This window comes from Anaerococcus faecalis (genome assembly GCF_013371425.1).
Taxonomy (GTDB): domain Bacteria; phylum Bacillota; class Clostridia; order Tissierellales; family Peptoniphilaceae; genus Anaerococcus; species Anaerococcus porci.
Genome location: NZ_JABVBA010000006.1, coordinates 88,852 through 113,098, shown reverse-complemented (window position 1 = coordinate 113,098; position 24,247 = coordinate 88,852). Strand labels below are relative to the sequence as shown.

At 32.0% G+C, this 24,247-nt stretch carries 20 protein-coding genes and 1 pseudogene; 15 read left to right on the top strand and 6 right to left on the bottom strand.

What is annotated here, in order from left to right:
- The first annotated feature begins 102 nt into the window (after positions 1–102).
- The 14 genes from HV819_RS07065 to HV819_RS07000 all read left to right on the top strand — a co-directional run bounded on the left by HV819_RS07065 (position 103) and on the right by HV819_RS07000 (position 14,195).
- Positions 103–1,062, top strand: coding sequence for a PhoH family protein (locus tag HV819_RS07065; RefSeq protein ID WP_176269855.1), 960 nt, complete (start codon positions 103–105; stop codon positions 1,060–1,062).
- Positions 1,031–1,495, top strand: coding sequence for an rRNA maturation RNase YbeY (gene ybeY, locus HV819_RS07060; RefSeq protein WP_154541718.1), 465 nt, complete (start codon positions 1,031–1,033; stop codon positions 1,493–1,495). Before HV819_RS07065 ends, ybeY begins: the two co-directional genes overlap by 32 nt.
- A complete protein-coding gene (locus HV819_RS07055) occupies positions 1,492–2,310 on the top strand; it encodes a diacylglycerol kinase (RefSeq protein WP_176269842.1) in 819 nt (272 codons plus the stop codon). The genes ybeY and HV819_RS07055 overlap by 4 nt, the downstream gene beginning before the upstream one ends.
- Complete coding sequence (cdd, locus tag HV819_RS07050; protein WP_176269841.1) at positions 2,307–2,708, top strand: cytidine deaminase; 402 nt, start codon at positions 2,307–2,309, stop codon at positions 2,706–2,708. The genes HV819_RS07055 and cdd overlap by 4 nt, the downstream gene beginning before the upstream one ends.
- A complete protein-coding gene (era, locus tag HV819_RS07045; RefSeq protein ID WP_154541724.1) occupies positions 2,705–3,586 on the top strand; it encodes a GTPase Era in 882 nt (293 codons plus the stop codon). Before cdd ends, era begins: the two co-directional genes overlap by 4 nt.
- Entirely contained in the window at positions 3,573–4,322 is a 750-nt protein-coding gene (gene recO, locus HV819_RS07040) for a DNA repair protein RecO (protein WP_154541726.1), read from the top strand. Before era ends, recO begins: the two co-directional genes overlap by 14 nt.
- Positions 4,323–4,333: 11 nt before the next feature.
- Positions 4,334–5,209 (top strand): glycine--tRNA ligase subunit alpha, encoded by an 876-nt coding sequence (gene glyQ, locus HV819_RS07035; RefSeq protein ID WP_154541728.1) that lies wholly within the window; start codon positions 4,334–4,336, stop codon positions 5,207–5,209.
- A complete protein-coding gene (glyS, locus tag HV819_RS07030) occupies positions 5,209–7,278 on the top strand; it encodes a glycine--tRNA ligase subunit beta (protein ID WP_176269840.1) in 2,070 nt (689 codons plus the stop codon). Before glyQ ends, glyS begins: the two co-directional genes overlap by 1 nt.
- 8 nt (positions 7,279–7,286) lie before the next feature.
- Positions 7,287–8,099 carry a pyruvate, water dikinase regulatory protein gene (locus HV819_RS07025; protein ID WP_176269839.1) on the top strand — a complete coding sequence of 271 codons (813 nt, stop codon included), beginning with the start codon at positions 7,287–7,289 and terminating at the stop codon, positions 8,097–8,099.
- A 61-nt stretch (positions 8,100–8,160) separates the two neighbouring features.
- The gene (locus HV819_RS07020; RefSeq protein WP_176269838.1) at positions 8,161–8,676 is read left to right on the top strand and encodes a GNAT family N-acetyltransferase; all 516 of its coding nucleotides are present in this window, start codon (positions 8,161–8,163) and stop codon (positions 8,674–8,676) included.
- An 8-nt stretch (positions 8,677–8,684) separates the two neighbouring features.
- Positions 8,685–10,220: a glutamine-hydrolyzing GMP synthase gene (guaA, locus tag HV819_RS07015; protein WP_176269837.1), complete on the top strand. Its 1,536-nt coding sequence runs from the start codon at positions 8,685–8,687 to the stop codon at positions 10,218–10,220.
- A 695-nt stretch (positions 10,221–10,915) separates the two neighbouring features.
- Entirely contained in the window at positions 10,916–11,074 is a 159-nt protein-coding gene (locus HV819_RS11620) for a helix-turn-helix domain-containing protein (protein WP_326831250.1), read from the top strand.
- A complete protein-coding gene (locus HV819_RS07005) occupies positions 11,071–12,183 on the top strand; it encodes a hypothetical protein (protein WP_216629227.1) in 1,113 nt (370 codons plus the stop codon). Before HV819_RS11620 ends, HV819_RS07005 begins: the two co-directional genes overlap by 4 nt.
- 365 nt (positions 12,184–12,548) lie before the next feature.
- Positions 12,549–14,195: a recombinase family protein gene (locus HV819_RS07000; protein ID WP_176269836.1), complete on the top strand. Its 1,647-nt coding sequence runs from the start codon at positions 12,549–12,551 to the stop codon at positions 14,193–14,195.
- Between the two features lie 131 nt (positions 14,196–14,326).
- Here HV819_RS07000 and HV819_RS06995 read toward each other — a convergent pair whose 3' ends face one another.
- Together HV819_RS06995 and HV819_RS06990 are read right to left on the bottom strand one after the other, a co-directional pair.
- Positions 14,327–16,981 carry a DEAD/DEAH box helicase gene (locus HV819_RS06995; RefSeq protein WP_092086147.1) on the bottom strand — a complete coding sequence of 885 codons (2,655 nt, stop codon included), beginning with the start codon at positions 16,979–16,981 and terminating at the stop codon, positions 14,327–14,329.
- 13 nt (positions 16,982–16,994) lie between these two features.
- A complete protein-coding gene (locus HV819_RS06990) occupies positions 16,995–17,915 on the bottom strand; it encodes a HamA C-terminal domain-containing protein (RefSeq protein ID WP_092086149.1) in 921 nt (306 codons plus the stop codon).
- A 352-nt stretch (positions 17,916–18,267) separates the two neighbouring features.
- Here HV819_RS06990 and HV819_RS06985 point away from each other — a divergent pair, with 352 nt between their 5' ends.
- The gene (locus tag HV819_RS06985; protein ID WP_176269835.1) at positions 18,268–19,548 is read left to right on the top strand and encodes an IS110 family RNA-guided transposase; all 1,281 of its coding nucleotides are present in this window, start codon (positions 18,268–18,270) and stop codon (positions 19,546–19,548) included.
- Positions 19,549–19,679: 131 nt separating this feature from the next.
- Here the strand turns inward: HV819_RS06985 and HV819_RS06980 are convergent, their stop codons facing one another.
- The 4 genes and pseudogenes from HV819_RS06980 to HV819_RS06965 all read right to left on the bottom strand — a co-directional run bounded on the left by HV819_RS06980 (position 19,680) and on the right by HV819_RS06965 (position 24,206).
- Positions 19,680–22,532 carry a DEAD/DEAH box helicase gene (locus HV819_RS06980; RefSeq protein ID WP_176269834.1) on the bottom strand — a complete coding sequence of 951 codons (2,853 nt, stop codon included), beginning with the start codon at positions 22,530–22,532 and terminating at the stop codon, positions 19,680–19,682.
- 3 nt (positions 22,533–22,535) lie between these two features.
- Positions 22,536–23,117, bottom strand: a complete 582-nt coding sequence (locus HV819_RS06975; protein WP_216629226.1) for a hypothetical protein — start codon at positions 23,115–23,117, stop codon at positions 22,536–22,538.
- Positions 23,118–23,468: 351 nt separating this feature from the next.
- A pseudogene (locus tag HV819_RS11615) lies at positions 23,469–23,651 on the bottom strand (replication initiator protein A); the annotation flags it as partial.
- 60 nt (positions 23,652–23,711) lie between these two features.
- Positions 23,712–24,206 (bottom strand): PcfB family protein, encoded by a 495-nt coding sequence (locus HV819_RS06965; RefSeq protein ID WP_025642388.1) that lies wholly within the window; start codon positions 24,204–24,206, stop codon positions 23,712–23,714.
- Positions 24,207–24,247: the final 41 nt, after the last annotated feature.

Below are 24,247 nucleotides of genomic sequence, written 5' to 3'. Positions count from 1 at the left end.
AGTATCTCATCTTTTTCTTTATATGCTTAAGATGGTATAATATATAAATAAGGAGTGATTAAAATAAAAGAGATTATAGAAGTAAATAATACAGATTTATTGATGAGTTTATTTGGAAATTTTGATAAAAATAGAAAATATATGGAATCTAGGTTTGATGTAAAAATAAAAACTGAAGATGGAATTATATCAGTCAAGGGCGATAAGTTAAATGTAGACTTAGTAAAAGAGCTTATAAGGCAAGTTCTAGAAGTAGTAAAAAAAGATGGAATAATAGATTTTCAATCTCTAAAATATCATGCTGATATGCTTGTTCGTGAAAATAAGGATGTAATAAAATCATCTCTTGATGATATTATAGTAACAACTGCAAGTGGAAAGCCTATAAAACCAAAAACATTAGGTCAAAAGTCATATATAAATATGATAAAAGAAAAAGATGTGGTGTTTGGCATAGGACCTGCTGGAACTGGCAAAACCTACCTAGCTGTTGCTATGGCAATAAAAGCCTTTAAGGCAAATGAAATAAATAGGATAATATTAACCCGTCCAGCGGTAGAAGCAGGGGAGAGTCTAGGTTTTTTGCCAGGTGATCTTCAAGATAAGGTAGATCCATATCTTAGACCACTTTATGATGCTCTTTTTGAAATATTTGGCTTTGAAACTTACCAAAATCTAGTAGAAAAGGGAGTTATAGAAGTAGCGCCTTTAGCTTATATGAGAGGGAGAACTTTGGACAATTCATTTGTAATATTAGATGAGGCTCAAAATACAACATATGAACAAATGAAGATGTTTTTGACAAGACTTGGTTATGGGTCAAAGGCAATTATTACGGGAGATATTACACAAATAGATCTTCCAAGAGGTAAAAACTCTGGACTTAAGTCAGCATCTAGAATCCTAAAAGGTGTTAAAGGAATTGAATTTATGGAATTTACTTCAATAGATGTAGTAAGACACCCTCTAGTTCAAAGAATTATTGAAGCCTATGAAAAGGATGATAATAAAAGAGAAAGAATGAAAAAAGATGAATCTACTGATAGACAATCAAACGAATGAAGATATAAATCTTCAAAAAACACTTGAAAAAGTTATAAAAGAAGTTTTAAGAGTTAAAGATATAGATGAGTCTAAGTGTGAAATCTCGCTAAGTTTTGTAGATAGTGATACAATCCATAGTCTTAACAAAGAATATAGGAATGTTGATAGTCCAACAGATGTCTTATCTTTTCCTATAGAAGATTTTGCCAATGAAGATATAGAAAAAATATTAGAAAAGGACTATCTTATGCTTGGAGATGTCATAATTTGTGTAGATATAGCAAAAAACCAAGCGCAATACTTAGGTCATAGTTTTGAAAGAGAAATAATGTATCTTACTTGCCACTCCATGCTTCATCTTTTAGGATATGATCATATAGATGAAGCTGATAAAAAGCTTATGAGAGAATGTGAAAAAGAAGTTATGAAAAATCTTGGAGTATTCAAATGAAAGATGAAAAACAACTTATTGAAGAGATTAAGGTCCAGGTCAAAAAAGAGTTAAAAGAAGAGAAAGAAAGAGAAGATGAAAAGCTAAAGTATAAGCCAGAACCAAAAGGACCAGGGGAAAAGTTTGTAAAAGGTTTTGATTATGCCTTTGAAGGTTTGGTTTTTGCTATAAATAATGAAAAGAATATGAAATTTCATATTTTAGCTTCTATCCTTGTTCTACTTGTATCCTTGTTTTTGAATGTATCAAGGATTGAGATGATGTTTTTAGTCTTATCTATTGCCTTTGTAATATCATGTGAGCTTATGAATACATCGTTGGAACAGGCAGTAAACCTTGCAGGTGGAGGAAAAAAGTCGAAAATTGCTAAGGCAAGTAAGGATTTATCGGCTGCTGCAACCTTTGTATCGGCCTTAAATACACTTTTTGTAGCTTATCTAGTTTTCTTTGATAAAGTTGCAAACTTTTCATCTTCAGTTGTACTTAGGATTTCAAGAAGACCATCTCACCTTGCCCTTATAACTATTTCTATAGTAATTATTTTTACTATATTCTTAAAAGGGATTTTTTATAAGGGACATGGAACTGCTTTCCATGGGGGATTTGCATCAGGTCATACATCTGTTGCCTTCGCTCTAGCAACCATAGGAGCTATGAGAGTTGAAGAAGGTTTGCTTATATTTGTATTTTATGGTCTTGCCATAATAGTTGCAGAAAGTCGTTTTGAGGCAAATATCCACTCTCTTCCAGAAATTATTAGAGGAGCTATATTAGGAACAGCCTTTGCTTTATTTGTATTTGGAGTATTTTCATGAAAGAGATCAAAGAATTAATTAAAATTGCTATAGATAATAAGAAAAATTCATATTCACCCTATTCAAAATTTAGAATATCAAGCGTAGTTTTGACAAAGAATGGAAATATCTATAAGGGTGTAAATATAGAAAATGCAGCCTATTCGGTAACGCTTTGTGCTGAAAGAAGTGCCTTATCATCAGCCATAAGTGAAGGAGATAGGGATATAGATATAATAGTAATTACAGGTGATAGTGATTTGACCTTTCCCTGTGGCACTTGTAGGCAATTTATGAGTGAATTTTTAGATGATGATTCAAAGATAGTAATAGCAAATAGTGTAGATGATTATAAAGTTTATGGTATAAGTGATTTTCTTCCATACAACTTTTCAAAAAAAGACTTGGAGGATAAATGAAATCAGGATTTGTATCAGTAGTAGGAAGGGCAAATGTAGGGAAATCAACCCTAATGGAAAAGATTTTGGGTGAAAAGATTTCTATAATATCAAATAAGCCTCAAACTACAAGAGATGAGATAAAAATAATATATAATGATGAAAATTCTCAAATTATTTTTCTAGATACACCAGGTATACAAACGCCTAGAAATAAGCTACAAGAACACTTACTTGAAGTATCAGAAGAAAGCCTAAAAGATTCAGATATAGTTACCTTTATAGTAGACAATTCCCTTTCAATAGGAAGGCTTGATAAAATGATATTAAAGCTTTTAGAAAAAGTAAATAGACCAAAAGTCTTACTTATAAATAAATGTGATTTATTAGATGAGGGTGAGATTGACCAAATAAAAAAAACCTATATAGGTCTAAATATGTTTGACTATATAATTCCAATATCTGCACTTAATGATGAAAATATTGATAAGTATATAGAAATTATAAAAGAGATGTTAGATGAAGGTCCGCTCTACTATCCTAGTGATATGATTACAGATAAAAATGAAAGATTTATTGTATCAGAAATTATAAGAGAGAAAGCTCTTCAAAGCCTTAATAATGAAATACCTCATGGTATATTTGTTAGGATAGATGATTTTAAAAAAAGAGAAAATAAAAATCTTTATGATATATATGCAACTATAATTGTTGAAAGAACTACCCATAAGGAAATTGTTATTGGAAAAAATGGCCAAAAGATAAAGACTATTGGTATGAAAGCAAGGCCAGAGATTGAAACTTTTATGGATAGTAAGATTAACCTTAAACTTTGGGTTAAGGTAGAAAAGGACTGGAGAAAAAAACAAAAATTGGTGACAAGATTTGGATATAAATGATAATTCTAATATAGAAGCCTTTGTACTTAGAGAGTTTAACTACAGGGAATCTTCCAAAATTATAGAAGTTTTTGCCAAGGATTTGGGAAAGATTTCTATAATAGCAAAGGGAGTATTAAATAAGAAAAATAGCAATTTATCTTCAACACAAAGATTTGTAAAGGCATCTTATAATCTTTATAGGTCAGGGGATAGGTTTTATGGTATAAAAGATGCAAGTCTTATCAATTCTTATTCGAAATCTAATAAGAATTTTGATATAATAATATATAAATCAGCTATCTGTGATTTATTATTAAGGACTATTGACTTAGATCAAAGGGATTTTGTTTATAATTTAATAGATACAAGCTGGGAGAGCTTTGAAAAAGCAAGTGAAAATTACCTAAATATTTTTCTTTGCTTTTTATTAAAGTACATATCTTTTTCAGGTTTTAAACCAAACTTAAAAGATTGCTCTTATTGTGGAGAAAAAATAAATCCAAACTCTGCCTTCTTTTCTATAGAAAATGGAGGACTAATATGCCATAGGTGTAAAAAACATATAAGAGATAGGATATATATCAGTAGAGATGAGTACTTGTATATACTAAAGTTGTTATATACACCAAGTGTTGAGGTAAGTCAGATTGATATTTCCATAGATAAGAAAAAAATATCCAAATTAATAATTGATTATTGTTTGGAATGTTTAGATATTAAAAAATTTTCTTCCCTAGAATGGGTTATGAAATAATAGGAGATGTAATGTATTTCGAAGACTTAATGTTAAAATTAATTGAATATTGGAAAGGCCAAGGATGTGCTTTCATGTTACCTTATGATGTAGAAAAGGGAGCAGGAACAATGAATCCTCATACTTTTTTAAGAAGTTTGGGGAAAGAACCTTGGAAGGTAGTTTATGTGGAACCATCAAGAAGACCAGCTGATGGTAGGTATGGAGAAAATCCAAATAGACTCTACCAACACCACCAATTACAAGTTTTATTAAAGCCAACTCCAGAAAATATCCAAGACTTATATTTAAAAAGTCTTGAAGTTATTGGAATTGATCCAAAGGAACATGATATAAGATTTGTAGAAGATAATTGGCAATCACCAACTCTTGGAGCTTGGGGACTAGGTTGGGAAGTATGGCTTGATGGAATGGAGATTACCCAATTTACTTACTTCCAACAAGTAGGAGGTATAAACTGCGAGCTTGAAAGTGGAGAGATTACCATGGGGCTTGAAAGAGTATGTATGTATCTACAAAATGTGGATAATGTATTTGATATCAAGTGGTCAGAAAATCTAAAATATGAAGATGTCTTTAAAATTCCAGAATATGAAAATTCTAAATACTCTTTTGAAGATGCAGACAGTGAAGTGATGCATAATCTATTTGATATATATGAGAAAGAAGCAAATAGGTTAATTGACAAGGGACTTGTATATCCTGCATATGACAATGTATTAAAATCATCACATACTTTCAATACTTTAGATGCAATGGGAGCTATATCTGCAAGTGAAAGAAGTCACTATATAAAAAGAGTAAGGGACATATCTAGTAAGGTTGCCAAATCCTATATAGAAAAAAGAGAAGAACTTGGATACCCCCTTTTAAGAAAGGATAAGTAATGAGCAAATATTTATTAGAAATTGGCGTTGAAGAATTTCCATCAGCCTATATAAATTCAACCAAAAAGCAACTTGAGGAAAAATTTAAAAACTTAGTAAAAGAAAATAAATTAAACCTTGATAAAATTAAGGTCGAATCTACACCTAGAAGATTTGCAATTTTACTTGAAGGACTTAGTGAAAATATATCAAAAGAATTGATTTCTGTTAAGGGACCTTCCAAAAAAATATCCTATGACGAAGATGGTAATCCTAAAAAACCACTTTTAGGCTTTCTTAAAGGGCAAAAGGCAGAACTTTCTGATGTTATAATCAAAGATTTTAAAGGTGAAGATTATGTATACATAGAAAAAAAGGAAGAAAGCCAATCAGTTGAAGACGTACTTAAGAAAAATGTATATGAGCTTGTAAAGGGTCTAAATTTTCCTAGATCAATGAGATGGGGTGGAAAGTCGATAAGGTTTGCAAGACCTATAAGATATTTCCTATCACTATTAGATGATGAAGTTTTAGAATTTGAAGCAGAAGGAATCAAAGTATCAAATACATCAAAAGGACATAGGGTATTGGGTAAAGATGAGTTTGTAGTAGATAAGATTGATAATTATCTAAACCTACTTAGAGAAAACTATGTAATTCTTTCATACAAGGAAAGACGTGATACTATCCTTAGAGGTCTAAATAGGTACGCCAAAGAAATAGGAGGCCACTTTCTAAAAGATGAAGACTTATTGGAAGAAGTTATAAATATAGTTGAATATCCTACAGTATTAATAGGAGAGATAGATAATGAATATTTAAAACTTCCAAAAGAAGTTGTAATTACACCAATGAAAGATCATCAAAGATATTTTCCGATAGTAGATGATAATGAAAATCTAATGCCATATTTTCTTTTAGTAAGAAATGGCGATAGCTATGCTAAGGAAAATGTAATTAGTGGAAATAAAAAAGTACTTACAGCAAGACTTGAAGATGCTAAGTTCTTCTACGATATAGACAATAAGAAAAAATTAGAAGAATATGTAGATGATTTAAATAGGCTTACCTTCTTTGAAGGTCTAGGCTCAATGCATCAAAAAACAGAAAGATTAATTTCCTTATCTAAAAATTATCTAGATGAATTTAAGCTAGGAGATGATGTTTTAGATAATCTTACAAGGGCGGCTTATCTGTCAAAGGCAGACCTTGTTACTAAAATGGTAATAGAATTCACAGAGCTTCAAGGAACTATGGGAAGAATATATGCAATAAATTCTGGTGAAAATAAACAAGTAGCTCAGGCTATAGAAGAAGCATATAAACCAAGAAGTTCAGAAGATTCTCTTCCAAAATCAGTCGCAGGTATAGTTTTAGCCATAGCTGATAAGATTGATACAATTACAGGTCTTTATATAATAGAAAAATATGTCACAGGTAGTCAAGATCCATTTGGATTAAGAAGGTCTGCAATAGGGGTTATTAATATCATAGCTGATAATAAAATTGATGTTGATTTAAAAGATTTAGTAAAAGATTGTTTATTTGTCTATACTGAGAAAAATGAAATAGCCTTTGACTATGATAAAACTCTTGAGAAAATTAAGGAATTTTTCATAGATAGGTTGAAAAATATGCTTATAGATAAAGGATTTAGGTATGATATAGTAAATGCAGTACTTGAAACAGGGGAGTCCAATATACTTCAAGTAATAGAAAAAGTTAAGGCTTTAGAAAAATTTGTAGAATATGAAGATAGTGAAGATAACCTAAACTACCTTACAAGGATAAATAACTTTACTAAAGATTTTAAAAATGCTGAAGTAAATAGAGAAGAACTTGAAGATGGGCTTGAAAAAGAATATTATGATTGTATAGAAAAAATTGAAACTGATAAATATTTAAGTCAAAAACTATATCTCAAAGCCTTAGATGAGATATTAAAGACCAAAGAAATAGGTAACAAATACTTAGATAGTACTATGATTATGGTTGATGATGAAAGGGTAAAAAATAATAGGTTAAGCTTGTTAAATAAACTTGCTTTGAGAGTATCAAGTATATTTAGCATTAAGGAATTAGTGAAATAGGAGATAATATGACCCAAGCCGAATTAAAAGTATATATAATCAGTGATTCTACAGGAGAAACAGCAGAAACATTTATAAAATCAGTTACTACACATTTTCCAAAAGTTAATATTAAGATAAGTAGAAAATCAAATATTGATACTAAGGAAAAAATAGATGAACTAATCGAAAAAATTCCAGAAAATTCTATTATAGTACAAACTATAGCAGAAAAAAAACTAGAAGAATATACCAAAGATTTGGCAAAAGAAGAAAATATAAGGGTAATAGATGTACTAGGACCTGCCCTTTCACTTTTTGAAGAAGTAACAGGACAAAAAGCCCTAAGAGAGAAAAGACTTACAAGAAAATTATCAGATGATTATTTTTCAATGATAGAATCTATAGAATTTGCTGTAAAATATGATGATGGAAAAGACAAAAGAGGAATAAAGGATGCTGATATAGTACTTTTAGGTGTATCAAGAACATCAAAAACACCAGTAACAATGCTTTTAGCGACCAAGGACTATAAGGTATTTAACCTCCCTTTGGTACCAGAGATTAGGCTTCCGGAAGAATTATTTGATGTAGATCCTAAAAGAATTATAGGACTTACCATAGACCCTGGTAAACTATCCCTAATAAGAGAAGATAGATCAAAAGGTCTAGGTATAGATGCAAAAAGCGAATACTTTGAAAAAGATAGAATCAATAAAGAACTTAATTATGCTAAGGGTGTTTTCGAAGATTTAGATTGTAAGGTAATAGATGTGACCTTTAACACAATTGAACAAACAGCTACAGAAGTACTAGACTATTACAAGAAGAATTTTTCATAGAAAGCGATGTTGCAAATGAATATGTTCATTTTGCAACACTCTTTTTATATGAGGGAGGATTATGGAAAATACTAAACTTATAATATCAAGAAGACTTATTATAAGAAAGTTTGAAGAAGATGACTTAAATAAGGAAATGGAGTTTTTTAAAGAGCCAAAATTCTACTACCTAAGTGATAAATACAAGCCAAAAGAGTTTATAGAAGATATTAATCTTGCTTATGAAAATAAAAGTGGAATAAACTTTTGGCACATAGTTAAACAAGGTATCAATGAATCTATAGGATGCATAAAGGCTGTAAAACATGAAGATGGGGTAAGGATTTATCCTATAATAAATAAGTCTTTAAGAAATAGAGGCTATGGAAAAGAAGCATTTGAAGCAGTAATGGATTATTTTTTTACCTTAGGAGGATATAAAAAAGTCTACGCCAAGTTAAATAAGAAAAACAACGCCTTCAAGACTATTGTAGAAAGTTTGACCTTAAAAAAGTATGATGAAGATGAGAAATATTTCTACTATCAAATAAATAATTTGGACTATATGAAATTTTTTGCAATATTTGGAGAAATATAGGAGGATTTATGGAGAAAAAATCTGAAATAATGGTATTGGACTTCGGAGGTCAATACAACCAGCTTATAGTTAGAAGAGTGAGGGAGATGGGTGTATATGCAAGTCTACACGATTGTGATGTGGACTTAAAAAGCCTTAATCTTGAAAACTTAAGTGGAATAATCCTTACAGGTGGGCCACAATCAATTCACAGCGAAGAAAGTCTTAAGCTAAACCCTGAAATTCTAGATTTGGGAGTACCAGTTTTAGGAATATGCTATGGAATGCAGGCTCTAGCTTATCATTTTGGTGGAGAGATAAAACAGTCTGAGAAAGGGGAATATGGAAAAACCCCACTATTTGTAGACCAAAGATCAGCACTTTATAAAGAAGTTCCACAAGAGTCTATAATATGGATGAATCATAGAGACTCTGTAACAAAACTTAAAGAAGGATTCAAAAAAACAGCTTGGTCACTAAATTGTCCTATAGCTGGATTTGAAAATGAAGAAAAAAGCATCTATGCGGTACAATTTCATCCAGAAGTAGCCCATTCGGAATATGGATTTCAAATACTTGAAAATTTCGTATTAGATATCTGTAAGGCAGAAAAGTCATGGATTATGAAAGACATCGCTCATGAAACAATTGAAAAAATTAGGAAAGAATATAAGGGCGAGAAGATGATATGTGGACTTTCAGGTGGAGTAGACTCAACAATAGCTGCTAGCCTAGTCCATAAGGCAATAGGAGATAATCTCCAATGTATTTTCGTAGATCATGGTCTTTTAAGAAAAGATGAAGCAAAATCTGTAATGGAACAATATAAAAAAATTGGTCTTAATGTAAAAATGGTAGATGCTTCCAAAGAATTTCTAGAGTTACTTAAGGGAGTAGAAGAACCAGAAGAAAAAAGAAAAATAATTGGAAATCACTTTATAGAGGTATTTGAAAGAGAGGCTAAGAAATTTGGAGATGCAAAATACTTAGTCCAAGGAACAATTTATCCTGACGTTATAGAAAGTGGAAAAGGTAAGGGATCGGTAATAAAATCCCACCACAATGTTGGAGGACTTCCAGAAGAAATGCTCTTTGAAGGGGTAGTAGAACCATTAAGAGAGCTTTTTAAAGACGAAGTTAGGGCACTTGGAGAAAGTATAGGAGTGCCAGAAGAAATGGTATGGAGACAACCATTCCCAGGACCAGGGCTTGCTATAAGGATCTTAGGAGATGTAACAGAAGAAAAACTAGAGATAGTAAGAGAAACTGATGCAATCTTAAGAGAAGAAGTTAAAAACGCAGGCCTCGATCGTGATATATGGCAATACTTCACAGTATTTACTCCACTAAGAACAGTAGGAGTAAAAGGAGATGAAAGAAGCTATGACTACGTAGTGGTAGTAAGAGCAGTATCAAGTAAAGATGCTATGACAGTAGAAGCTTTTGATATGCCATACGAACTACAACAAATCCTCTCAAATAGAATGATAAATGAAGTAAGAGGAGTTGGGAGAATAGTCTACGATATAACAAGCAAACCACCAGGAACCATTGAATGGGAATAATCCTAAGATTTTTTAAAAAACTGTTTTATTTCAAAGGTTTAGCTTGTTAGAATAGACAACTGGCAAAGAGTTTAAAAAGAATAAATTCAACAATAGCTTCAAGTGGCTTTAAAAAAATAAAAAAATTAGACCGTAGCTTAGTTGTTACGGTCTTTTGCGTCTATTTATGTTTTTTCAGGAAACGTAATTTCTTAGGAAAATGTAATTTCCAATTTTTAAATCTTTTGTTATATAGAAAATTCTAAGACATCGAATTTATTAAAAAGAAAAACTTATAAAATAGAATAGAAAAAATTAGCTAAAAATATATTTAACAGAGAAAAAATTCTATATAGTCGACCTCAAACCATTTAGAACTCTAGAATTACTGTTTTTAAATTTAATAAATAATATTAATCAAATAACTAAAGTTACAAATACAATTAACCTTATTAGAAAAAGAATATTGACTATATGAAGGAAAAATTGAAGAGTTATCTAATAAATTATGGAATGTGTATATATATTATTACGAAAATAAACTTTATGAATCCATGCAATTAAAGAATCTTATACCTATAAGAAGTTTAAATTTATTGTATAATATAATTTAAGAAAGTTAATTGGATTTTAAAGGTGCTTGGCACAAGGAGTAAAGAAAAGCCTAGCTTTGAAAAAAATATTTTTAAGATAGACCAAGTTTTAGAAGAAAAAATATAAGTAAAAATAAATTAGAAAAGTGTGCAAATCAACAAAGGACGCAACTTAATTCTTATTGCAATAATAAAGTAAAAAGGATTGACTTAGAAACACTTTCAAAGATATGTTATGTTCTTGATTGCAGGATTGAAGATATAGTGGAGTATCAAAAATGAAGTTAAAAGAAAAAAGTACAGATTTATGGGTCTATGATTTATTAAAAGAGGCAGAATTAAATTTAGATGCACAAGGTTCTAACATAAAAGAAATAGATGAGGCGCTTAAAACTGCGTCTAAAAGAGGAACTGGGAAAGTAGGGTTTCCTGAATATGTAGGAATAGTTAAAGACTTTATTATTGTTATTGAAGATAAAAGTTCTATTTCTATGCATGAAAAAAGAACAGAAGAAGAAATCTTAGCAGAAGATATTACTTCTATTTGTGATTATGCTGTTAATGGTGCTTTATTTTATGGAAAACACCTAATAAAAAATACTTCTTATACAAAAGTAATAGCTATTGGAGTTTCTGGAAATGAGAAAAAGCATAGAATCAGTCCTATATTTGTTAATGATAGAATGGACTACTATGAACTTCCTGAAATAGAAACATTTATTTCCTTTAGCGAAGATAATATTTACGAATATTACACAAAAGAAATCTTAAACGAAAATACAGATTTTGAAAAAGAAACTAAAGAAATTTTAAGAGATGCAGCATTATTACATGAAGATTTAAGAAATTATGGTTCAATTCAAGATAAAGATAAACCATTGATTGTTTCAGGGATTCTACTTGCCCTTAGAGAAATAGAATATGGGAATTTTTCTATTGACATGCTAACGGGCGATTCTAAAAAAACAGATGGGCAAAAGATTTATGATGCTATTAAAGATAACTTAAATAGAGCGAATGTATCTCCTGATGTAAAAAGAGATAAATTATTAAATCAATTTTCGGTGATTAAAGATACTACAAAAATTAATCAAATAGATACTAATCTAGGGAAAACACCAAATAGACATTATACAGAATTCCTATATAAAAGTATATTTCAATCAATTAGATTTCATCAAAGTGGAGAAGATTATTTAGGAAGATTCTATGGGGAATTTATGTCTTATTCTGGTGGAGATGGGCAATCTCTGGGAATAATATTAACCCCAAGACACATTACAGAACTGTTTTGTGATTTATTAGATTTAAAACATACTGATAAAATAATGGAGAAGAAGATTAAGGAATGGATACACAAACCTACACTTTATATTACTCAAAGTGCTTAAATTAAAGGATTTAAGAAAAATCAAAAATCGAATAAAAATAATCGTTGTTCTAGCTAATCGGAAGGCTAGATTTTTTTATTTTAGGTGTGTCAATTTCAACGACAAGGGGGTCAACAAAATCATTTTGGGTGTGTCTTGATATTGCTTGGCTTATTTGGCTCTAAGAGTGATGTATATTAGCAAAGGAGGTCATTGAAGTGAGAGAAGTAAAGAAATAATAAAAGATGAGATGGATTACAGCCTTTGTAAATTGTTACTGGACTATTTGTATTTCAGAGAATTAATAGATGAAGAAAAGTGGATAGATGTAAGTGCCGAGGTAAAAGAGAAATATGATCCGCCAATATTAATGCTGGAGTGACGATATGGGAAAAGAGGTAATTAAACTTGAACCTCAGTTTCCAGAACTCATCAAAGTTGAAAAACTAAAAGTAGCTGCATATGCGAGAGTGTCAACAGAAAAAGATGAGCAGCATAATAGCCTAGAAGCGCAAAAAGATTATTTCTTGAAGTATATAAAAAATGAACCGGAATGGGAGTATGTAGGATTATATTATGACGATGGTATTTCAGGACTTAGTAAAAAGAATAGAGATGGTTTTAATAGCCTTGTGAAAGATGCACTTGATGGGAACATAGATCTAATTGTCACAAAATCAATAAGCCGATTTGCTAGGAATACTGTAGATACCATCAGCACAATTAGAAAACTAAAGAGGGAAGGAGTAGGTGTATTTTTTCAAAAAGAAAATATTTATACTTTGGATAGCAAGAGCGAGTTTGTTTTAACTCTTATGTCCAGTTTTGCTCAAGAGGAATCTAGGTCTATTTCAGAAAATTGTACATGGGGACAGAGAAAAAGATTTGCTGATGGTAAAGTGTCAATTCCATTTGCAAGGTTTTTAGGATATGACAGAGGTGAAAATGGAGAACTTGTTGTCAATGAGAAAGAAGCTAGAATAGTTGAATATATTTATTCTTTGTTTATTTTAGGATTTACATTTAGTGAGATAAAAAGTGCGCTTGAATTCTATAAAATCAAGTCCCCAGGAGGAACTGATAGTTGGAATCATCAAAATATAAAATCAATATTAACCAATGAAAAGTACAAGGGAGATGCACTATTACAGAAATCCTTTACTGTCGATTTCATGACTAAAAAGAAGAAAAAGAATGAAGGTGAACTTCCTATGTATTATGTGGAAAATAACCATCAAGCAATTATTCCTAAGAAGATTCACGATTATGTTCAAAACAAAATGAATAACGATGTAACAATAAGAGTTTCTCATTTAGGAGGTAAAATTATCTGCGCCAAGTGTGGTGAATATTTTGGTCGCTTTAAAATTCATCCAGATTGGTATGGCGGCAGATGGGCTTGGAGATGTAGAAACAAATACAGCAAAAGCAATAAATGTGTAATGAGACACCTTTATGATGATAATGTCCATCAAGCTATAAATGTTGCTGCATTTGAAGTTCTTTCAGCTAGAAAAGATCTAATTACTTATGTCAGCAAGATTACTGGTATTACAAGCAGAAAGATAAATAAGATAATAAAGGAAATGGGCGTTGATTTTACAGGGAATTATCAAATACTAGAAAATATTATTGATAGCATCAAGGTTAAAGAAAGCCATGATACTACTTTTTTATTTATTGATGGTAGCAAAGCAAAAGGCCATATATTTGGAACTGGAAAGACAAGAATAAAAGGTGTAAGAGAAGGTAAGACACATAACTATGGAAATAAAAGCATAAGACCAGAACCAGAGCATTTTGATGAATTTGTTAAATGGCTAAAAGAAGAAAGCGGTCTATCAGAATCAACTCAGAAAAGCATAAGAAAAAGAACTAGACTTGCTCATAGCATTTGCAAGTTAGACGATATTGAAGGGTATATTGAGAAACTTGAAACTAGGGCAAAGTATAAGAAACTGGATGATGGTGTAAAGTCGAATGTGAAGTATGCGTTCAGAGTGTATTTTAGGTTTTTGGAGCAGTGTAAGTAGAATAAAATAGCATTTGTATTTTATGTGTAGGGCGTTGCAGTGACAAAAAAAGAGGTGTCCCCACCAATAAGTGCAAATAAAAAGTAGCCTGCAAATTCTGCAAGCTACTAAAAATTTAGATAAAGATTTACTTAATTGCGGATTTTCTCAAAAACTTCAGGCATATTAAGAATTACATTTAAAGCCTCGTTTCTGACATTGTGGTTAGAACAGTCAATAAGAGATTTGCTTAATTTAATACCCTTATTTGACAATTCTATAATGTATTCTGGATGTTGCTTTATATATGATGCAGTTTCGCGACTAAATCCAATCCTTTGCAGCAAAATAGTGCTTGGATTTGTCGTACCATATTCAACATATTCATACCAATCATTATCAAATGAAGTTACTCCATGTATTCTTTTATACTCGTTTGAAAATTTCAAAAAATAATTTGATAGACTGAAAAGAATTATGTTATCAATAACTTCAAGGGTATCTGCAAACAATATATTTCTAAATTCTTTTGTATCTTGATAATACGCCATTTGAGTTTTATTAATCCAGAAATTATTAGGATTTTCCCTATGAAAGTCTATGCCTTTATTTATAATATTGCTTAATCCAAAGCCAGAAATCCACTGAAGTAGTAATACTCCGTACCATCTTAACTTTTTATGTTTTCCGTCAGTGATTTTACCTAGTGTTGAATATTCGTATTGCTCCCATTTGAAAATATCACAAAGTTTTTCAAGAAATTCCATTACATCATTGTACCTGAAATGACCTTCTTTTCTTTCTGGATAGTGAAGCCCATTTCTAATTGCCTCGGATAAATTTAATGATTGGTCTGCAGAAATATTTATGTCATCGTCTGGATGAAAATTATTCTCTTTTAGTTTATTTCTTATTGAAATTTCATCTTCAGAAGATAATAAATCAGAGAATGAACTGCGAACTAAGCTGCTGTTATCAGAAACAATATCTTTTGCCAATATCAAGCTAAATTTTCTTGTTAACTCATAAGATTCTTCGCTTTGTCTTTCATTTCGTTTTTTTATTTCTACATTTCCTGATTTTAATGTCTCGATGATATATTTTCTTTCTGGATTGGTTAGAACTCCGGCACCAGCTTCTACTGATAAAATTTGCTCAGGAACTTTAGTTTTTAGCATTTCAATAAATTCTGATTCATCTGATTTATCGTCTTGCTCAGTTACGAATATAACATTACCATAGAGGTTATATTCAATTCGTCCGACTCTTCCAATAAGATTTCTAAAGTCAACGGGAGTCATTTTACGTGTGAATATCTTTTTAGTAGTAATAAATAAGTTATCGGCTGGTAGGTTGACTCCTTCAAGTAAAGTGCTTGTGCAGAATAGTGTAGTAATTTTTCCTTTACGGAATAAATCTTCTATACGCATCCTAATTGACGAAGGCAGATAACCAATATGGTATGCAATACCTTTTTTAACCATTTCAGCCAAATAATAGTCTTTATGTACTGCACTAGAAATATCGCGAGATAAAACATCTAATTCTTTATCATTTAGTAGATTTAGCCTATTTGCAAAATTTTGAGCTGTTTGAACAGCCTTGTTTTTTGAATTAAAAAATACTATTGTTTGTCTATTACGAGATACCTCACTATTTCTATTGTTATATTCAATTACATGTAAAAAATCCTCTAAAGTAGCATTTTTATCGTTTATTTTGGCTATATTGATAGGTGCTTCGGTATGAGGATTATATACAGAAACATCTTTGCCTTTAAGATCAAGTAAAAACTTGATTTGTGTAACAGGAGAAAAAGAGGTCTTTAGAGCTTTAAAATTATTTTTACTAATATCTGTTAATAGTCGCAAATACACCTCTGGATTAGGAATATTTGGAGAGGCGAAAATAAACTTTGGTGGAGTATGTCGCTTATTTAACATATCTACAGTTTTATAATAAAAGGGAGCTCTGCTATTTTTTGCTGATAGTTTATGAGCTTCATCAATAAATAAATAATCTATTTTAAGATTAGGATGTGCGATAAGCATATATAATAAGCGTTCGGGTGTAACAATATATATGAAGTTATGCTCTCCCTCTAAAGCAATATCACTCGAAGCCGTAATTACTTTATAATTATGCTGCTCTAAAAGTTCATTAAGATCCTCACGAATAATCTTTTGAGAGACTTCATTAATTAAAGCTTTTGTTGGTACAACTATAGCAAAATTTTTTCTTGCATTATTTTCGATTTGCTCTTTTATAAACATCCTCATTAAGAAGGATTTACCCATAGATGTTGGAGCGGAGTAGCTAAAACACCTGTCGTTTAGATGATCGTATACTTGCTTTTGAGCCGATAGAAAATGCAAATTTTTTTGAGATGGAATTCTTAAGTAATCTTTTTTGAATTCAAGATAAGCTTGGCTTAAAAAGAATGGTTCGTTAAAACTTGTACCTAAGATATTTATTCCACGACTATTATCAGTATTTGAGAAGACAGAACCTCCAAATGCTTTGATACTATTGCTATGTGGAAATAGATAATTTAATAAAACAATAATCTCTTGAGCCCACATTTTCTGTTGTTCAGATTTTTCGTTATGGTTTGATTTTGAAAGCAAATCAGCAAAACGAAGTAAGTCATTGATTTCATTGTTATTTAATGTGTCTGTATTATCTGTAACTTGTAGAGTTTTCTTAGCATATGAAATCAAAGTTTTTTCATAAAGATTATTTAGATATGCGTTATTTTCTATATCATTAAAAAGTAGATTACCAATTTTTACTTTATTATCACTCATAATCAAACCTCACTTATATCAGTAAATCTTCCATTATTTTTCTCTTATCATTTTCTGCATCATTGAATGGAACGATATAGAAATAAAATGAGTGGGTATTCAGATTTAAGTTGTTTATTTTTGCTGTAATGTATGAAGAGTGTTGTTTTATATCGGTTTGCATTTTTGCATCCATAGCTTTACGAAAATCAATGTTTGATCTACCATTAGGATTTAATCCTAGAGAGTATCCTAGAAAAACTCCATAGGCTGTATCATTTATTACTGGGTTATTTCCTTGTGGGAGCATAATATCTATGATTCTTTTTGCAGTATTGGTATCAAAAGATTCTTCGAAAATGCGATTATCTACAAGCATTGCACTTGTATTGTTAGTATCATTCTCGATTCTTTCAATCGTAGCAAACGCGTTATCTATTGCTGAACGTATGTCTCCATTTATTTCAGATGAACCAAATACTGTCTGATAACATGGAATAGGGGATCCTGGGAGTTCTAGCAAATGGATAGCATCACTATATTTACCAAAACTAGAAGACGAAGCATTTAATTCAACCTTACTAAATAGCTTTGGTGCTCCAAGAATATCTTCCATAAATGCATACAGAAGAATTTCTCCTAATTCATTGCCAGTACCCTTAGTATCAGCAGGACCATTTTTTTTCATAATTCTGAGAGCTTGAATTCCAATGGAATGGGGATTAGTAGTTTTGCTTAACTTTTCAACTTGAGCTCTTGAAAAGACATATTCACTTATTGTTCCAACCAAAAAGTCATTTAAATTGGTATAAGTAAATAAATTGCTACTAACAGCAAGATGAAAGAGGCGTAGTTGTTCGGGATTAACTAGGCCTAGGGTTTCATTATGCTTTACCTCTGTGAAAATAGAGTTAAGGCTATTTCCTTTTATAGATTTATTTATTACAGAACTCACTACGTTCCTCCTCGTATAATATGTTTTACCGACACCTTTCTTTATGAAAAAGTGTCATGCAATAACTTGTTCAACTTTGGATATCCTGATGGTAGAATGTCTTTAGCAGACATTCTACAAAAGGTACGTCTATTTCCTCCTTACAGCACTTTATGTGACTGTTTAGAAAGCCTTACGCCTGCCCTTGATGTCATTATCTGCTTACACAGATGTTTCATCCTTTGGGGAGGGTCTTCCAGCAAGTATACCCTCGAAAGTGAATGCTAATTATGCGAGGTTTCAGTCAGCATCAAGGCTCAGGATAATCCTTTGTTGATGTCTCCATCCTTACCCGGAAAGGAGGTGATTTCGGATGAAGAACATTAATGTTCTTACTACTTTGTTTGTTGGTATTGACGTTAGTGCAAGGACAAATGTTTGTCTTGCAATGGATTTCAATTCCAATGTTTTACTAAAACTTAATGTCCCGAACAACCAAACAGGTGCAGATACGCTAAAGGCGAAGCTGCTTGACTTGATTCAAAGGTATGATTTCAAAACTACAATCGTTGCATTAGAATCAACATCGTTTTATGGTATGCATATATCGAACTTCCTGTCTGCTGATGAGGAACTTATTCCTCACAACGTGTATGTTCATCCTCTCAATCCTAAGATGATAAGCAACTACAGAAAATCTTTTATCGGCCTTGGTAAAACAGATCTCATCGATGCTTACATCATTGCAGACTTTGCAAGGGTCGGGCGTATTACCACAGAACCGTGGAAAGGTCCTCAATATCTTGCGTTGCAACGATTGACTCGCCATCGTCTTCACATGGCCGAATGCATTACCAGAGAGAAAGCATATATGGTATCCAATATCTTTCTCAAGTTCTCAGAACTTGCTGTTTTAAAAGAGAGCGACCATCCATTCTCAAGCAATCACACGGCTACCGCTGAGGCGATCCTTACGGAAATGCTGAGCTTGGAAGACTTGATTCGTCTTTCTTCCGAGGAATTGATTGAGTTTGTCTGCAGCCATAGTAAAAATCGTTATCTCAATCCTGAAGAAGTTTGCAAACTGCTTAAAAAGGCTGCTCGTGATTCATATCGCTTAGATAAGACTCTCTATGAACCCCTTACTGTTTCGATTGCTTCATCCTTTAATTGCATCGAAACCTATGAGCGTGAGATAAAATCAATCAACAAAGCCATAGAGAAAACACTGAAGGGTCTTTGTTCGGATGCCTTTACCGTACTTCAATCAATTCCCGGTATCGGACCGATCTTTGCTTCCGGCATTCTATCTGAAATTGGTGATATACACGCCTTCCATTCTGCAGATGCTCTTGCCAAGTATGCCGGCATCTATTGGAACCGTCATCAGTCCGGTGCCTTTGAAGCCGATAATACATCTATGGTAAAAGCCGGCAATAAATATCTGAGATATTATTTGATTGAAGCAACAAACAGCATTAGATGCCATGAGCCATCTTTTGCAGCTTACTATCGCAAGAAATACGATGAATCGAAAACTCATAACCACAAACGAGCACTCGCACTCACGTCTCGTAAGACGATTCGGCTGATTTACAGTTTGCTGGACAAAAATCAGCTTTACTCTGCAAACAGAGTACAAATAACTCCATAATTTCCTTTCCAAATTTTGAAGTTTTTTTCAAGGTTCTTTTTGTTGTGCGTCTAAATGCACGTTTTTATAGCAATATGTTTCAAATACCCTCTTGACTATTTACCAGATTGCTTTCATTGTGTTATTGAACTTTATTCAAACTTACCATCTGTATCAAAGATATGGTTTAAATCTTCATCTGTCATTGCTCTGGATACTTTATCGCGAACCGAACTCATAGACATATCAAGTCTCTTAAAACGTAAATTTCCAGCAGCATCTTTTCCTTTTCTGATAAGCTCAATCCTACCAACTCCTGGATTTTGTCTTGCATACTCTGCAAATCCTTTAGCCTTGCCAAGATTATCATTAAAAGCTGGATTATGTGGTTCTAGCACATCGATGATAAATTCATCTGGCATCACTGGATCTTTGCGGATTACTATGAAATCTGGATATGTTGGCTTTGTATCACCATCTATCTCGTAAGGAATACATAATGACCAAGATGCTCTAGGTGGATTTCTAAGCCAACATATGAAATCATCTCGATTAGATTCTTCATCTAAAACGCCAGATTCCCAGTCATTTAATTTCATTTTTGCAAATCCATCATCATTCACAAAAAGGTGATCATAGTATGCTTTGCCATCTGGGTCATGGGCGACGGTAATTGTTTCAGGAAGACGGAAATTATGTTTGCTTATTACATCTCCATCAGAAACTATGCGGTCGTATTGCTTACGGTAACTATCTGTTAATTTAGTCATGTATCTACGGTATTTATCATTTATTTCATGATATTTGAATTTTGCGTATTTGTTTAAATTGGCAATACATTCATCGTCTGCTGAAAATAGTATTACATCAATCTTTAGGTTTACTAAAAGATCTGGATTAAAATACGAATTCAGGTATTCATTTCCAATACCTTCAGATCCAAGACGTGTTTCTGCTAATCTAAATTGTCTATCAATATCTGCATCAGTTGTAAAAAACGAGTTCTCTCCATAACTTGATTTCATTGATTCCCCAAATACATCAAAGACTTGTGTCGATAACTTGAATTCTTTAGCTTTTTGTACAAGTTCATCGTATACATTTCGAGTCTTAAGATCTTCAACATAACTATTTATTAGTTGCACAATTTCCTTATGTGTTTCAGGTAAAACGTCTCTATCCATACTTGTTTGACTTAATAGGCGAGCAAGGCTAAACATTGATTTTAAGTAGTCATTAATTCGTATCTGTCTTACGTTGTAAGTCAATAATCCGGAATCATTTATTGCTTTTACTATTTTCTGACGATCTATGGTAGATGAACCAGTAAATTCATTATCCTCTATTATCTCATGATCTTTAGTTAGAGTAGTTTTGCCACAATTATCATCTGAATTATTTGGCATAGATGATTCTATATCTGTCTCTACAGTTTCAGTGTTGCTATTATTACTTGGAATTAAACTGTTATTTTCTTTGGAAGAAATATTTGTAGCTGTTGAAACATTATTTTTTTCTGGTTGATCACTAAAATTGCTATTATCAAATCCAGCTCCTGAAAAATCAAAATTCTGTTGATCAGGTATCTGCAGTGTAATATGTGAGGCTCTTCTTTTTGGAGTTATTGTTAATGTTTCAGTTTTTTTGTTTTCAATAGATTCACCATATATATCTGTTGGAATGCTGCCACCTTCTTCTGACTGTAAAGCCTTTATTACATCATCAACAGTTTCTTTTTCAAAGAAAGGCAGATATAGATGCACATCATTTAATGTATCATCTACTTGAATGTGCATTTGCATAGGTGTTCTTATCATTCTTCCTAGAAGCTGCGCAATATATGTAGCATCTTTAGCCCTACGAAAACTCATCATCGTTTCTGCTCTTGGACAATCCCATCCAGTTGAAAGATTTTCCTTGAAGAATACTACTTTGATTTTTTTATTTTCCTGAATTCGTGAAGGTTCTTCATATGGAACTTCTAGACCGGAGATTGTTATTGAAGAGTCAGTTTCACCAAATGTATGAACTACTTCTCCTTTAACAAAGTTCAAACCTGTTCGTTCTTCAATTTTTTTTAAGCATTCATCTAAATCTGTAGCAGAAATTGTTGATTGTGTACCATTTTCAACTTGAACGACAAAAATAGGATTAACATAAGCATAATGTTGTTCATAGCAGTACTGCGTCCAGTGATCCCATTTATCCTTCCAATCATCAGCAGCTGCCTGAAGAACGGCCATTGATTTATTTACAGAAGATTCTTCAGAATATGATATTACGATTCTATCTTTTAACAGGCCAGAAGAACGGACTTCTTCAGGTGACACTACAACTTTATGAATAGTAGATGACGTCCCCTCAACAAGTGCATTAAAACGTTCGGAAGTTGCTGACATGCCAATAACGACTGGCATAGCAGGGAGTTTATCTTCCTGGCTGCCTTTTAAGAACTTTTGCATAATTGTTGTTGCCTTCGCTGCATCTTTGTCTTTCATTCCTCGATGTGCTTCATCGATAATAAAATATAAACGGTTTGATTTTTCCGTAATTGTATTTCTTAATGTTTCCCAAATGGTGAAAGAACGACCGTCGCCAGTCTTTGTAAGGTTTTTACCTTTTCCTATTTTTTGAGTGTTTAAGAAATATATATGGCCGTCTTCTAAAAACTCTGCATCAAAATTCTCGTCATTTATAGTTTGACATTGACCAAGACGGATTTTGTCAGCTTTTGTATCGATTTTTAATTTAGATTGTTCGTTTAATTCTGGAGAATCAGATAGCCATACAAAAATAGCATCAGTTTGTTCTGGATAGTTTTCATCTCCGAACAGAATGCTTTCTATAAACGCAGTCATAATGATAGTTTTTCCAGCACCGGTTGGAGCTGTGAAAGAAATTACTTGCGGTGTATGCGTTCTTTGATAACTGCCTAAAGCTTCTGCCGTATTAATACGGAGATGTTTAAGGGCGAGTTCTTGAAATGGAAATAATGATACTTTCATGGTTTACCTCCCCGTATTTATCCTAAAATTATCTAAATAATCTCTGTATAACTGATATGATTTTTCAATGTTTAAATGTGAAATCATTTCTCTATATCCGCCTATTGAGTCAGTAACAATGAAGACGTTGTTAATAGAACTTTCTGTATTTATTTTCTCTTTGAACTCAGAAAATTCGTGTTCATCTATAAGAACAGCAAAGTCATTTTCTGGAAGTATTAACATTGACGGCAAGTTTTTAGTCGACAGTTCTGGGCACTTGCCTATACATCCGGTTTTCATCCATAAAACAGGTAAAAGTTCTTTGAATTGTCGTCCTAACGCGACAGCATTTTTATCAAGAAAACCAAGTTTAAAGAAGGCGGCATTAGATTTGAAACCGTCTGACATATCAAGGGTTGTATCAAGGTATGTTCCATTTAATGGCTTTTCGTTTATATCTATCCCTTTAATAGAACATACTGTTCGTGGCCAAGTTACATAATGGGCGATACCTAGTTTTTCCCATTCTGGATCACCTGGTTTATATCCGCCTTTTCTCAATTTTTTTGATTCTTCATCAGATACCTCGTTATTTGTAACCATAATACATCTACGGTTTCCTCCATCTTTTGCATTTAATAAATTAATTGCATGAAGTGTTGTACCAGATCCCTCTCGTGTCAAGGGTATGATAAATATTTTAATGATTTTTGATTTAAAAATTAAATTGTATTATATAATTGAATCTTTATATTATGCTATAAGTTCAGATTCAATTTTTTCGGTTAAGCTAGCTAGCTTATTAATAATATATGAGTAATCTTCACTGGTCCTTTTAATAAGATATATTGGTGGAGTTTTCATATTAAATTCTTGACCTAAAACTCCTGTTACATTAGGTGAATTTCTATGAGTCATTTGATTCCTGTAATCAGATAAATATCGATGATTGCCCTTCCAAGTTTCATCTACCCAGTTATTCTTATAAGATAAGGTACTCCTTGACAGATACATGGAATAAAGCACCTTAGCATCTATTGATAGGCTTTTAAACGTTTCATCTTCAATAAGAACTATAGGTAAGCGGATAAACCTAAAGCTTTCAGCGTCTCTCCCATAGAAATAATCAAAATCCATTCACTTCACCTCATCTCAATAAAAAAAGACATCTAAAATTTCTCTTAAATGCCTCTCTCCTTATCTTTCTTGTTGCTGGTGTTTTTCTTTCACCTTGTCTTTAACTACTGTATTTTTCACTTTCACCTTAAACTTATTTAAAATATCCCTTGTTGAATTTCTCTTATTTTCTTTCTTTTCATATCTTTCTATAGCTTTTTTAAAGGCTAGATCCATAGCCTTAGTATCTTTTGCCTGGAAGAATACAGAGTATAGTCCTGCCTCCTTATTCTTCATTACAGAAAACCTTACTCCATATCGGTTAAGTTGTTTTTTAAGTTCCTTGACTTCACCTTTTTGTAGTTCAATATTTTCAAGCTGACCTTTTTTAACCATATCCTTAAGTCTCCTTGAATTAGTCTTCCTTTTCTCACTAAGATAGTCAGCAAGTGGTTGGCTTTTTTCAGCTGCATCTTCCATAATCTTTTTAATTGCCTTAAAGATTGCTTTTGCTGAATACTCTGCAACCTTAATCTCAATATTTATAGCCTTATTATTGACTTCGTCATTTACCATGCAGGTAACCTCCTTTCTAGGGAAATAAAAAAAACGGCCCA

What these genes read in the sequence shown, in the direction of transcription:
- HV819_RS07065 (WP_176269855.1), top strand. Translation starts at nt 103, where the DNA reads ATGAGTTTATTTGGAAATTTTGATAAAAATAGAAAATATATGGAATCT.
- ybeY (WP_154541718.1), top strand. Translation starts at nt 1,031, where the DNA reads ATGAATCTACTGATAGACAATCAAACGAATGAAGATATAAATCTTCAA.
- HV819_RS07055 (WP_176269842.1), top strand. Translation starts at nt 1,492, where the DNA reads ATGAAAGATGAAAAACAACTTATTGAAGAGATTAAGGTCCAGGTCAAA.
- cdd (WP_176269841.1), top strand. Translation starts at nt 2,307, where the DNA reads ATGAAAGAGATCAAAGAATTAATTAAAATTGCTATAGATAATAAGAAA.
- era (WP_154541724.1), top strand. Translation starts at nt 2,705, where the DNA reads ATGAAATCAGGATTTGTATCAGTAGTAGGAAGGGCAAATGTAGGGAAA.
- glyQ (WP_154541728.1), top strand. Translation starts at nt 4,334, where the DNA reads ATGTATTTCGAAGACTTAATGTTAAAATTAATTGAATATTGGAAAGGC.
- glyS (WP_176269840.1), top strand. Translation starts at nt 5,209, where the DNA reads ATGAGCAAATATTTATTAGAAATTGGCGTTGAAGAATTTCCATCAGCC.
- HV819_RS07025 (WP_176269839.1), top strand. Translation starts at nt 7,287, where the DNA reads ATGACCCAAGCCGAATTAAAAGTATATATAATCAGTGATTCTACAGGA.
- HV819_RS07020 (WP_176269838.1), top strand. Translation starts at nt 8,161, where the DNA reads ATGGAAAATACTAAACTTATAATATCAAGAAGACTTATTATAAGAAAG.
- guaA (WP_176269837.1), top strand. Translation starts at nt 8,685, where the DNA reads ATGGAGAAAAAATCTGAAATAATGGTATTGGACTTCGGAGGTCAATAC.
- HV819_RS07005 (WP_216629227.1), top strand. Translation starts at nt 11,071, where the DNA reads ATGAAGTTAAAAGAAAAAAGTACAGATTTATGGGTCTATGATTTATTA.
- HV819_RS07000 (WP_176269836.1), top strand. Translation starts at nt 12,549, where the DNA reads ATGGGAAAAGAGGTAATTAAACTTGAACCTCAGTTTCCAGAACTCATC.
- HV819_RS06995 (WP_092086147.1), bottom strand. Translation starts at nt 16,981, where the DNA reads ATGAGTGATAATAAAGTAAAAATTGGTAATCTACTTTTTAATGATATA.
- HV819_RS06985 (WP_176269835.1), top strand. Translation starts at nt 18,268, where the DNA reads ATGAAGAACATTAATGTTCTTACTACTTTGTTTGTTGGTATTGACGTT.
- HV819_RS06980 (WP_176269834.1), bottom strand. Translation starts at nt 22,532, where the DNA reads ATGAAAGTATCATTATTTCCATTTCAAGAACTCGCCCTTAAACATCTC.
- HV819_RS06975 (WP_216629226.1), bottom strand. Translation starts at nt 23,117, where the DNA reads ATGGTTACAAATAACGAGGTATCTGATGAAGAATCAAAAAAATTGAGA.
- HV819_RS06965 (WP_025642388.1), bottom strand. Translation starts at nt 24,206, where the DNA reads ATGGTAAATGACGAAGTCAATAATAAGGCTATAAATATTGAGATTAAG.